The following is a 14,443-nucleotide window of genomic DNA, read 5'->3' on the forward strand; positions in this document are numbered from 1 at the left end:
TACAAATAATCAAGAAAGATACAGGAAAAGGGGTTTTACTGTAAAGGGGAATTGGCCTATGAAAGAGAACATTAAGGCGATTAAAAGATTAGTGGCGTTTTTCCTATGTGTTTTCATGGTTGGAAGCATGGTGGGAAATGATATTTTTGCTGTGGCCACTGAGGAAAACAATTGCAGCGAGTATGTGGATGAGCAAACCTATGCTGCCAACGTGCTGCAGCCGGTGGGAGAAGGAGATGGATACTGCGACAACTGCGGCCATGTAGAGCAGTCCCATGTGGAACAACCATCACCAGAACCAGCTGCTGAGCCTGCACCAGAGCAGCCAGTTGTTGATGAAAACGGAAATCCTATACAGGAAGAAAATGTAGACACTCAGAATGATGGAGTGTCTGAAAGTAATGCCCAAAACCCTACCCCTGAAAATGCCGAAAACCCTGAGAATATAAATAACCCTGAAAACCCTGATGATGAAACTGATGCCGAAAACAAAGAAGAGGAACCTAAGCTTGACGAAAACGGTAACCCTATAGTTGAAGAAGATAAGGATAAGACTGATGAGGATTGTGAGCACGATTGGAGCTACACATCTAATGGAGACGGAACTCATGTGAAGAAGTGCTCTAAGTGCGGTCAGGAGTCTACTGAGGGATGTACCCTCAATGAAGAAGGTAAGTGTGAGCTTTGCGGATATCAGAAGTCTGAGGAGACCGAAGAAGCAGAGTGTGAGCATGAGTGGGAATATGTTTCTAATGAAGATGGAACTCATACAAAGAGATGTACCAAGTGTGGTGAGGAGACAATAGAGAATTGCCAGCTTAACGAAGAGGGCAAGTGTGAGCTTTGTGGATATGAGGAGCCTGAAGAATGTGAGCACGAATGGGAATATGTCGACAATAAGGATGGCACCCATACAAAGAAGTGCAGCAAATGTGGTGAAGAGATAATAGAAGCTCATGAATTTGGAGAAGATGGCCTCTGTGAGTGTTGTGGCGCGGCTGATATGACACTTGAGGAGCAGAGCTACTCTCAGACCTTTGGAGATACCACAGTAACTGTTTCTGGTATGATGCCAAGACATTCTAAGGTAACAATTTATCGAGCTGGAACAAAGATTATTGAGAGAATTGTTAATGAAAGATTAGATGAAGGCGTATTTACTGCTTATGAAGCTTTCAATATCAATATATACGACGCTGGTGGAAAAAAGTATCAACCAAACGAGAATGACGACACTCTAAAAGTAAGCTTCAGTGGTTTGGAAGAAATAGAAACAGCAGATGAAGAAGAGGTTACAGTATATCGAATCGAAGATGATTATGAGATTACTGAAATAGAGACAGAAGTAAAGGGTGACGAGGTAGAGTTTGAGGCTGAGCACTTCTCTACATATGTTACTGGATCAACCTCAAGTCTTACATATGAAGAGTTTGATACATATCAGTCCTTTGCAGCTATTGCTACAGCAAGCAATGCAAAAGCATACACTAAGATTAATAAGGCAAAATTTGACATCTATGCAGAGAAAAATGAGGAATACTCATTTGAGGCAAAGGTATATAGAAATCCTACATCTGCTGCTGTCCCAACATCAGGTACAGAGATTGCAACAGGTACAGAAAGCTTTAAGGCTACCAAGACAGGTTACTACACCATCGATATTGATTTAGCAGAGAAGACAACAGGTAATGGATATATTTCTGCAGGTAGTACCTACGCAATTGTAATAACCCATAATGATAATATTGTTAATCTTGCATATGGCACAAACAAAGGAGAATCTGTAGTTTGGGTTAAGGGTACTGGTTCGACTTGGACTAATTCTGGAATAGAAGGAGCCTTCTATCTTGATGATGACACTATGACCTTAACAGATACTCCTCCAGGGGACTACTCTGTTACAAACATAACCACAGATGATACAAGACTTGTAATAGGTTCTGATGGAAAGTACTATGTAGCAAAAATGGCATCTAGCGATGCAGCTATAGATCTTTCCGCAGTATTGTCTGATACATCAGTAGAAAGAACAGTTACATGGACTAGCGGTGCAAGTGCGGTTGCAAGCGTAACTGCAAATGGTGCAATGAAAGCAAAGCTTAGAGCACTTTCATCAGGAGAAGCTACAATTTCAGCATCTATTAATGGTGGAACGCCGGCTACGATTACCATTGTTGTTTTGAATATTCAAATTGGTGGAGTAGATGCTATAGGGGACGTTATTAGCTACGATACTGACTATACAGGAAGTGAGATAAAGCCTACAGTCAATTTATATAAGGATTCAACCGGAACACCAGTAAGCACCGGTGTTGGACTTACCTGGAAAGATAATACTAAGGCAGGTAAAGCAACAGTAACGGTAACTTATAAGGCAGGAACAACCACACTTACTTATACCAGATACTTTACAATCAATCCATTAAATATAGCTACAACCAGTACCACAGATAGTCAGAATGCCTTTAAGGCTGCTGAATTTACCATTTCTGGAGGTAGCATTTCAGCTGTAACCAACGTCAATAGTAATAATGCATTGGCGGTAACACCAGTTTATGGAACAGACTTTACGGCTGTTATTGATAGCTTAAATGGAATAACAAACACAGTTACAGTAACTGGTATTGGTAACTTTACTGGAGAGGTTACTGTGGATTACACACCTACAGACATATCTTCAGTAATCACAGCAGAGCTTAGTGGTGCATCGCGCTTAAAGAGCTGCTACTACACAGGTGCAGACTACACTTTGACAGCAGTTACGGATGCAGGTTGGAGTGAGGTAACCTTCTATAATTCAAATAGCGTTGCAGTAACTAATGTAATAAAGAACAGTAATTCAACCTATGCAATTTATGATTATGTAGATGGGTATTCAGCAGCAGATTATGCAGCAAATGGTGCGACAGCAAGTCCAAAAAATGCTGGTAAGAAGGCAATAGTATTTACAATGAACGCTGGATCTGGATATACGGGAAGTGTTATGACATCCTTTAATATTCAGAAGGCTGATATGGCTAACACCACAGTAGTATGGACTAATGGAACGGGAGAGTTCCCACACACAGGAAAGGTAGTGGAGCCAACAAAGGGCACAGACTATAAGGTATATTTGAATTATCAATCAGCAACTGATACAGGTGTTGAGGTTGATGTTACTGATTATGTTGAGACTTATCCAGTAGATCATATAAATACAACAGACACTCCATATGTAAAATTAACAGGTGCGGGTGTTAATTTTGATGCCACAACATTCCAAAAGAAATCATATACAATCGTTGCAAATTATGAGCTTGACTTAGTTGTTAGAATTGGTGACAATGGTACAACCTATGACGGAACCTATCAGAATGGATATGCAACAGGATATTCTAGATACTTTGATGGAACTAAGACAAAACCTTCTCCATCTGGTATCCCTAGTTTGACTGTACGTTTGGATGGAGCACTTACTAATGGTACTGATTATACATATGAGGTATATGATAGCTATACTGATGCGGATAATCATACTGAATTTAGCGAGAATGTTGGAACAAAGTATATAGTTATTACTCCTATAGGAAACTATGTTGGAAAGCCAGTGGTAACTGCCACATATGAAGTTGTGAAGCGTCCACTGTCTGATGCAGTCATTACAAAAACCTTTGGAGATGATGCCAAGATAAAGACCTTTACAGGAGCAAAACTTTTATGGTCTACGGCGGTATCAGGAGATACTTTAAAGACTGTAGAAACAATTACAGATGGTGTACCACAGACTTGGTCTACTTCTAGTTATACAGAAGCTTCTGAGCCAGATTTAACTATTAAATATGGCAGTACATATCTTGAAGAGGGTGTGGACTATACAATTAACTATGGTAGCAATTATATAAATGAGGGAAAAGTAAGTCCGGTTATAACAGGTGCTGGAAATTATACAGGTACGCTTAGTGGATCTGAGTATCAATACAAGATTAATCCACATACATTAACAGACAGTGATGTCGCAATTTATGGAACCCCTGACCTTACTTATAGTGGATTTGCTAAATATCCTGACGTAAGTGTAAGCTTTGATTCATACTCAGAGATTTATAACTATAGTGACTCTAGTTCGGGAACCACAAATTACACTGTAAGCTATGTAGATAATATTTCTCCTGGAACAGCTACTATAACCATTACAGGAAAGAATAACCTTACAGGTTCAGCCATTATAAACTTCACAATTGGCACCAATACAAAGGCCTATAAGGAAATTTGGATTGCAGGAAAGTATCAGGCTGAATATTGGAAGGAAGATCCAATTGTAGTTGATGGTAATACAGTAGGATACACAAGATATTATAGGTGCCCTAATTTAGTAACCTATTATACAGGAAGTAAGTATAACGGTAGTGTTAAGGTACTTGGTAGTAATGGGGAAACTTTGACTAAAAATACTGATTATAGCGCCTCATATAATAGCTATTCTACAGATGTAAATACAAGTACTGATTATTCATCAACATCACCATGCCTTAAGATAACAGGACTTAATGACTACGCAAATAATAATGCGATAGTTTACTTTAACATCCAGCCTGTAGATATATCTTCAGATGATATTACTTGGTCTGCTACAGAGGATGATAATTTCCAGAAGGCATGGACAGGAAGTCCTGTTGAATTATCAAATATTGTAATTACAGTAAATGGAAATGAACTTAGTGGTCCTGATGTAGACCCAGATACAGGTGCAGAAATAGCTAACACTGGTGATTATACAATCACATATCCAACAGATATTACATCTGCAGGAGAGAAGACTATAACCGTAACTGGTCGCGGAAATTACACAGGTACAAGAACCATTACCTATACAGTAGGTAGTGATATTTCTAATGCGTATATTACAATTAACGCAGCATACCAGACAACAGGATCAGATGTGTTTGTGAATACAGCACTACTGAAGACCTTGATGGAAAATAATGGAACAGAAGCGACCTCCCTTGCAAATACAGTAAGATGGCGAGGTAGCTCTTCTGACTATGCGCCAAAGATTATCCTTTATACAGATTCTACAGCTGCTACAACATTAACGGCAGGTACAGATTATACAATTACTGATGTTCCAGAATTTGGTACAGGTAATTATGCTTCAAGAAGAGCTGGCGAAGAGACAAGTGCCAACTTCAACACTGTTCATGTAACAATTGCGGCTAAGGATGGAGCAAATAAATATTATGGTACTGTAGAATTCTACTACGACATTTATCCAGCATTAATGGATAGTAGAGTTTCTTCTGATGGTAAAGAGGCACATCGTTATGAAGGTGAGTTAGATACAGCAATTACCATTACTCCAAAACTTTCATTTAATGATGGTACCGCGATTAAGGCATATGAGCTTAATAGTGGAACAAAAAAGGACTATGAACCAGCAACCTATAAAATTGGACCAAATGTAACATCATCTTCAGTTACTACAACAATCACAGGTGTAGGAAACTTTACGGGTGAGAAGATATTAAATAACAAGGTTGTAAAAGGCTATGTAAAGATTAAGAGATCTAAGAATAGTGACGGTTCTGATACACCAGTATTGGTAGCCGACACAACAAATGAATCCTCTGTTACAACCTTCACATACAATCTTTCTGATGACACAAAGGATTACTATACTGCATATAAATATAATGGAAGTACACAGTATCCACTGATTTCTGTATATGCAACGGATGGTGTAACTAAGCTTACAGCAGGTACAGATTATAGTATTAGCATAGTGGATGAGAACGGCACAACCTTAACAGAAAAGGCTGGCAAGAAGGTTATTACTATAGCTATTTCTGAGGCTCATACCAATATCGAAAAGCAGACTATTACCATGACCTATATGGTTAATACAAATTCCATTGAGACATATTCTGCAACGCTTAGTGATATTCCTTATGAGTCTGTAAAAAGAACAGCAGAAATAATTAAGGGAAAAGTAGAAGATAAAAATGATTCAACAACATTAACTTTAAAGGTTGGAGATACCGAGCTTGAATATGGTACTGATTATGAAATAGTGACTGCAGATACGGATGGAAGTATTCTTACAGCTATTAAAGCGCAAACATCAACTTCGTCAGAGACTGCTATTCAGGGTGCAAATAATAAACCTGGTGTAGGCGGAACAAACTATATTTATTTACATGGTTTGAACGCATACAGCGGTTATCTTAAGGTGCCATTCAATCATGTATTAAACCTTAGCAGCGTATATGCAAAGGTATATATTGAGAAAGCAAGTTATGAGTTGGGCGCTGATGGAATCCCTACTCAGGATATAACACCTGTTATTCTTTATAGACAGGTAGGAGAAAGCGGCGGAACTTATGGAGGAAATCTTAATGATATTACTCCAGTACTTGGTAACGTAACTGTCACAAGAGCAAGAGATAAGCTGCCTGGACCAGATCTTAATATCACAGTAACAGGAAAGGCTGATAGTGCATGTAAGGGTTCTGCAACCCAGTGTAAGTATGAAACAACAACTGCAGGTGGAACAGCTACATCTGCTACAGTATACTTCCTTGCAGATCTTGGAACATATACAGGAATTACAATGAATAGTGGTACTGTATATGAATATACTGGACAGGCTGTCACTGTATCCTTTGCGGGGTTAGAGGGTGCCACAAAGGCTGAGACAGCTGCTCAGCAGGGTGATTATGCTGTAATTTATACAACAGATTACACAGCAACAGCAACCAGCACAGATGCAGTTGATGTTGGTACTTGGTATGCCGTAATTGTGCCTACAGACGAAAGCAAATACTTCATAACAGGAAAGACATCAGGAAATAAATTTAGTTTCCAGATTAAGTACAATTTGGGATCTTCAAATACAAAGATAAAATATGATGCAGATGGTGTCGAAATTGATAGAATCCCATATACAGGAAGTGATATTGCTGTTCCTGCAACAATTTATGCAGCATATGGCTTGAAGAAGGCTGATGGATCTAATGCTCAGATAATTATTTACGATCACAAGTTGGCAACAAATTCATTAGTATCCATTACTCCTGAGACTGTTAAAAAGATGGGTGATTACCCAATCTTGGCAGAACCTAAAGATACAACTAAGGTATATGGAACGCTTAACGATACCTTTACTGTATCAGGTGTGGATATTGCAAATGCAACTGTTACTCTTGAGTACGACACACATATATTCACTGGTGATCCACTTGAGCCAACAGTTACTGTAAAGATTGATAATGATGTAACTCTAAAGAAGAATACAGACTACACTGTATCTTATTCAGGAAATGTAAATGTTGGAACAGCTAGTGTAACAATCAAGGGTATAAATGGATATTCTGGAGGAACACAGAAAACCTTTACCATTACGCCTGAAACTATTACTGCAGATATGATTACAGTGGCTGACGCATATTATGCAGGCGCAGGTGTGGAAGTCAAGCCAGCAATCACTGTAAAGAATGGAACACATCCACTAACTGAGGGTGTTGATTACGCTATTGTTAAATATGGTAATAATACATCTGTTGGAACTGGCTTTGTTCAGGTAACAGCAGGAACAGGCTCGAACTATGTAGTTCCTTCTGGAGATGTAATTAAAAACTTCCCTATCGGAAAGCTTGATTTAAGAAGTACAGATATTACTGTTAACCCATCAGAAACAGAGTGGACAGGAACTATCATTGATCCATACGACAAGATTACTGTAAAGATTGGCGATAAGGAGCTTATCTCTTATAAAGACAGTACAACAGCCTTTGACTATAAGATTACAGTCCTTAAGAATGGTGTAGAGTCACAGCTTAAGGATCAGGGCGCTTATAAGATTAGAATCGATGGTACTGATAGTGCAAACTGTGCTGAGTACATAGAAAAAGACTTCACAGTAACTGAACGTTCACTTCCAAATAACTATCATCACTACTATAGTGGTGCTGGAAATGCCTTCGTAGGTAGTTCATGGACATATGATTCAACTAACAAGAGATATGTAAGCCAGACTGACGGCGCAGTACCAGGAGATACTCTTACAATCTATGTATATGATGTAGAAAATGTGGGAGCTACTGATAATCCTACAAATGCACCTACTATCTCTATTGTAGATGATGGCGCTGTAAAGAGTATTGATACTACAACAGGTGTTGTAACCTATGGTCATGAGCTTAGCAAGGACACTGATTATACAGTGGCAGTGGTTAACAACACTAAGGCTGGTTCAGCAGCTTGGTCTAAGACACTTAAGGATGATGATACCCATGCCCTACCAACAGCAGATTCTCCTGCAGTAACTATTACTGGTAAGGGAAATTACAAGGGTAGCATTACGCTGCCATACAATATTGGTAAGAATATAAATACATTGACTGGTCTTACTATTAGCTACAAGGTTGGAACAACCACCTATGATCATTATGATAGTGCTTATGACCATCCAACAACTAACCAAGCAAGATGGCAGTACACCTATAATGGAGTGCAGCAGGTTCCTGACGTTACAGTAAAGAACAATGGAACAAATCTGAGAAAAGATAGAGACTATACAATCTCTTACACAGATGCAGCAGATGATGAGGATGAATCTATCACAGCAGGCTACAAGAATGTAGTTGTTACAGGTATAGGTAACTACTGTGGAACTATGTCTCAGATGTATGTAATAACAAGAAAGCAGATTACTGATACTGCCGAAATGTTTACAAACGAAAATCCAATGGCTACAGACAATGGAGTACTGAAATTTGAGGTAACCGGAAATGCTGTATCTAAATTCACCGCAGGTGAATCAGGAACAGCAAAGAAGTACTTGGTAGACACTGGAATAATGAGCCAGACAGAGGCCGATAAGTTCGTTGGATACTATTATGCTGTATACAACGGTGAGAGCATTAAACCAAAGGTAACAGTAAAAGATACAACTCTTGGTCGAAATGGTACAACAAGTATGATAATCGATGAAGAGTCAGACCTTGATATCACCTATGACAATGAGAATACAGTTACCACCTATAGTAAGGATTCAAGTGATGTAGTTACCTTGATGACCTATAGCACAATGATTGTTAAGTTCAAGGGTACAAGCGATAATGATATAGGTAACTACTACACAACATCCAGTGATTCAATCGCCTACAAGTTTGCTTATATCATCGTGCAGCACAATATTGAGACAGATTTCATTGTAAGCTTCAAGAATGGTGTAGATGGAAATAAGTATGAGTACGATGACGGTAAGGAAATCAGACCAGAGGTAGAAGTTACTAATGGAACTCGTACTTTGGTAGAAAACCAGGATTATCAAGTTGATTACGAAAATAATATCAAGCCTGGTGTAGCTACTGTAATTGTTGAAGGTATTGGAAATTATCGAGGTTCAAAGACCTTAGAGTACTACATTTGGGGTAACTTAAGTGACACAGATGTATACTACAAAGAAGGTAATGAGTATGTTCAGGGCATCCCTGAGCAGGATTACACCGGTACAAACATTACCTATGGTAGCCCAAGAATCTATCTGATTCTACGTAAGCAGAACGCTTTGGATGAAGATTATATTCTTAAGACTGATACAGATTACAAGCCAACAGGTTACTCATCAACAGATGGATACATCACTGATGGTACTGTAGTTTACACTGGTCAGGGCTCTGGCTATTGGATGGGCGACAAGTCTATTAACTATGGTATTGAGTTTAATCCTGACAAGATTGAAGCTACCAACTATAAGGAAAGCTATGCATACACTGGATATCCTATCGTTCCAGACTTTGGATTGAACTATCCAACAGCTACTATCACCGATATTAAATACTACCGAAACGGTGATATGACTAGTGAAACAGATGACTTCACATCACTTACCGGTGCTAGTGGAAAGATTACAGCTGTAATTCATTACAAGGTTGGTAAGGAGACAGGCGATACAGAAGCGGATTATAGAATTCTTCCAAGATCATTGTCTGATACTTATATGGGTGACGCAGATGATGACGGTGAAGGAATAAGTGTTATTCTTCAAAAGGAAACAACAAGATATACTGGACAAGCCGTTACACCTGCATTAAAAGTATTACTTATCTCTAAGAATTTGAAGACCGGTAAGACTCAAGAAATAACACTAACAAGGGACGACAATGGTGATGGCGATTATAGTGTTGAATATGGTAACTACGTATATGGCAATGCAGAAGTAGTATTAACAGGAACTTCTGATGAGATTACCGGAACAACCACTGAGACATACACTATTAAGCTTCAGAGCGTTGCAAACCTTAGAGTTACAGAGAATACAGGAACAAGTCTCACTGTGAAGTGGGTAAGAGATTTGTATTCAGATGGAACAAGACTTATCCTTCGTAAGCTTGATTCCGATGGTAACGTGGTAAGCTACAGAACAGTTTCTGGATTGACTGGCAACACATACACCTTCGACCAGCTTACAAGTAGCACAACCTATGAGATTGCTGCAATTGCATACGCTGGAGCAAACGAAGGAATAAAGGCTGATGAGAAGACCATTAAGGCAACAACAGATATATCTACAACAGATATTGATGTTATTAGCAAGAAGGCTGGAAAGGCCACAATAACAATGGCTGCAAGTGATACAGTAGATATGTACTACATCTACTTCTCTGAGACAGAAGATGATGAAGGAAAGGTTCTTGCAATCATTCCAGCATCTACTGGTAAGTTCACTAAGTCAGGCCTTACATCAGGAAAGACCTACTATGTACACTTAGAGGGATATGTTGTCGAAGGCGACAACGAGCCTCGAAAGGTTAATGCTTCAAGTGTGAAGCCAGTAACTATTAAGTAAGCTAAATTTAATAAAAGGAGGCTAGAGGATTAGCTCTGGCCTCCTTTTGTTGCGTCTGAAATAATGAAAATTCTGCGAAATAACAGGGATTATGGTGTAATTCTTTAATAATGAGTGTTAGACTCATAGTATCAATAACTGTATTGTGTATGGGGGACGCATGTCAGAAAAAAAGAGGTTTATCATAGGCGGGTTCGAATTCGAGACCCACTATGAGTACAGGGCAGCACTTGAGGATGTAAAGAAAATAGAGTGCATCAATGAGGAGCTTGATATCCAAGACCCTGAGGTTGCTTTGCGCCTTTATAATGACATTCGCGACGGAATTATTGTGTTTAATAGCCCTATAGGAGAGCAGTATGTAAACCATGTGGCAGACATCGTAGCAAACAAGTCTGCAGGTATGCTTGACGATAGGGAAATCATAGAGGAAGCTGCAGGAAAGGCCAAGAGTTCTAGGAGACTGGGCCTTCTTTTTGTGTCTATTGCAGCAGTGCTTGTAGTGGTGTTTGCAGGTGTGGAGATTAAGGACATAGTTCAAACCCGCAAAATAGCGAAGCAAATAGAGAGTGTCCAGAACGATAAAGTCACTAATAATTCACAAAATAACGTTAATATTAATAATGAAATTGACGATATAGGTTCTGTAGAGGATTCAAATGGGGGTGAAAGTGTATCTAATTCAGCCTCTGCAAACCAAATCCAGGACGACCTGATCCAAAGTCCTTGGGATATGCATTACAACGCAGACTATAGGGAAATTCTCCCTGAGCTCAGCGAACTATACTCGCAAAATACCGATTTGGTAGGAGTTTTGACAATTGTAGATACAGATATCAACTATCCGGTAGTTCAGACTCCTAACGACCCTGAGTACTATCTGAGAAGGGATTTCAACGGAAATGACAGCACAGCTGGCACACTTTTCGTGGATTATCGTTGCGACATAGTAAATCCAACCACCAATACCATAATTTACGGACACAATATGCGTTCGGGAACTATGTTTGGTGGCCTAAAGAGATATCTTAATTACGATTATTATCAGTCACACAAGACTATTATTTTCAAAACTCTATATGAGGAGCAGGAGTACGAAGTTGTTGGTGTGGGCCTTTCAAAGGTAGGCTATGACGATGATGACACCTACAAATACTACAATTTCATTGATGCCGTTACAGGTGCCGAGCTCCAGGAGTTTTTGAATAATATACAGGCATTATCAGCATTTGATGAGACCATCGATATTTCTAGCACAGATAAAATATTGACTCTCAGCACGTGTAATACTTATATGGAAGACGGCAGAATGTTCATCGTAGCGAAGAGGGTCAGATAAGATATTTTATAGACACTTTTATTTCTCAACTAGTTATTTTGGGGTGGGATGCTATGGTGAAAAAAGGATTTTTAAAAAAGACAGGATGTATTCTAATTAGCGCATCTATTATTCTGGCAGGCTGGACTTTTGCTGGCAGTTCTGTTTCTGAGGCCGAATTGGGAGATGAACCTATCATTGATGAGGTTCTAACAGACGAAAACAATTCGGGTAATCAAGATATACCAACAGCAGATACAAATGAAGATGGAGAAGCTGTGGAGGTTCCTGATGAGGAGACTCCTGCAGCCGGAGATACTAGTGGCGAAAATGGTGCTCCAGCGACTGATCCTGAGAATGGAGACGGAACTACAACTGGTTCTGCAGAAACTGGCAATCAAGGCGAAAAGACTCCTGAGCAGATTGCTGAGGAAGAACGCTTAGCAGAGGAAGCAAGACTTGCAGAAGAGGAAAGACTTGCAGAGGAGCAGAGACTTAGAGAAGAAGAGTTATTATCACAGAAGAGTTTGAAGAAGACTATGCTTAGATCTTCAAACTTATTACTAGGTGCATCAACAGACGATGATGACGGAACAGAGCCTGTTTATAGTGACGATGGAACTATCCTTGAAAAAGTTCCTGCAGGTGTTGAAAATCCTTTAATTATTCAAGATGGAACTACAGTAATAGCAGAAAATGCATTTAGTGGAAGTAACGTATCAGTAATTCAATTTGTTGATTCTAGCGATATTGTAACTATTCATAGTCAGGGCTCTTGGCCTAATTTATTCTTGCATGTATATTGCCCAAATAACGACTATACAGACTCTACAGCTGTAGATAATTTCTTCACACCACTAGTAAAGTCAAATAAGGCTATTTTGGAATGGAGAGCAGGCTATTCTCCTGATGATACCTATACAGTATCCATCACAGAAAAATGTGGCAGTACAATCTTAGGAACAATAACCTATACTGATAAGGAGGAGAATGATGTAATTACTCCTAGATCTTACACAGGTTATTCATGCTCAGATTCATATACCGTAACAGATGATGATGATCAGAGCTATACCTTTGAGTACGTGGAAGGTGCAGTTACAACCTGTACAGTTACAATAACAGAGGTTTATGGAGGTAATTCGGCTACAGTCATCTATCCAAATCAGACAGAAGGAACTATTATTTCTCCAACATACCATCCAGGTTATGTATGTAATGACACATATACAGTAACATCAGCAGCCACACAGACTCACACCTTTACATATACAGAATCATCAGCTAGTCAGACATATTCTGTTACAATCAATGAAGTGTATGGAGCTTCTACATATACAGAGACAGTAGAGCGACATGAGGGTGAGGTCATTACCCCAACAGAAAGACCTGGATATGTATGTAATGGAACATACACTGTAACAACTGAAGCAAACCAGTCCCATACCTTTATTTATGCAGCAGATTCTTCTGAAACTGGACTTTCAGTTATAATTACAGAGAATTATGGAAATACTTCAGAGACAATAAAGTACACAGGTAAGGCTGTAGGTGACGTAATTACTCCAACAGCTCATGCTGGTTATACTTGCTCAGATAAATATACAGTTACATCATCAACCAACCAGTCACACACCTTCAACTACACCAAGAGTTCATCCGGTGGCGGTGGCTCCGGTGGAGGCGGAAGCTCTGACAGTGGCGGATCTTCAGGTGGTTCATCTGGTGGAGGCGGCGCACCAGCTCCAAAGCCAAACACAAACCCACCAGCATCTGGCTATGTAAGCACAGTTGCTCAGACCACACAGAGTTATGTGGTTACTGATGGTGCAAACCAGCAGGTTAAGCAGAATGCAGGTCCTGTTAGAATCGTATGTAACGGACCAGTTGAGAAGCTTGCATATATTTTATTAGATGGAAATCAGGTTTCTCCAAGCAATTACACCATTCAGTCTGGTTCTACAATCCTTCATTTTACAAAGGAATTTGTGAACACTATGTCTGTTGGTGACCATGCTGTTCAGTTCCAGTATAGCGATGGATATGCTATGACTGGTCTTAAGGTGTTGAGTCCAACAGCAAAGACCACAACAACTGTTACCTATAAGGTTGCAGCAGACGGTTCTATCTCTGTAGGTCATACAAAGGATACAACACCAAAGACAGCAGATGGCTTTGACCCTAGATACTTGTTATGTATGGCAATCTTCCTTATGGGAGCAGGTGCTATAATGATGAGTAAGCAGAGAAAGCTTGAAGCAATTCTTGCGGACTGCTATGAAGAATAGCTATAATAG

At 39.4% G+C, this 14,443-nt stretch carries 3 protein-coding genes; all 3 read left to right on the top strand.

The window, feature by feature from the left end:
* Nucleotides 1–58 precede the first annotated feature (58 nt).
* The 3 genes from BLR54_RS06715 to BLR54_RS06725 all read left to right on the top strand — a co-directional run bounded on the left by BLR54_RS06715 (nucleotide 59) and on the right by BLR54_RS06725 (nucleotide 14,434).
* Nucleotides 59–10,828 (top strand): fibronectin type III domain-containing protein, encoded by a 10,770-nt coding sequence (locus BLR54_RS06715; protein WP_090418552.1) that lies wholly within the window; start codon nucleotides 59–61, stop codon nucleotides 10,826–10,828.
* A 160-nt stretch (nucleotides 10,829–10,988) separates the two neighbouring features.
* Nucleotides 10,989–12,167 (top strand): class B sortase, encoded by a 1,179-nt coding sequence (gene srtB / locus BLR54_RS06720; protein WP_090418553.1) that lies wholly within the window; start codon nucleotides 10,989–10,991, stop codon nucleotides 12,165–12,167.
* 53 nt (nucleotides 12,168–12,220) lie between these two features.
* Nucleotides 12,221–14,434 (top strand): hypothetical protein, encoded by a 2,214-nt coding sequence (locus BLR54_RS06725; protein ID WP_090418556.1) that lies wholly within the window; start codon nucleotides 12,221–12,223, stop codon nucleotides 14,432–14,434.
* The last annotated feature ends 9 nt before the right edge of the window (nucleotides 14,435–14,443 follow it).

Origin of the sequence: Pseudobutyrivibrio sp. YE44, assembly GCF_900104335.1 — a bacterium.
In the GTDB taxonomy this organism is placed as follows: domain Bacteria; phylum Bacillota; class Clostridia; order Lachnospirales; family Lachnospiraceae; genus Pseudobutyrivibrio.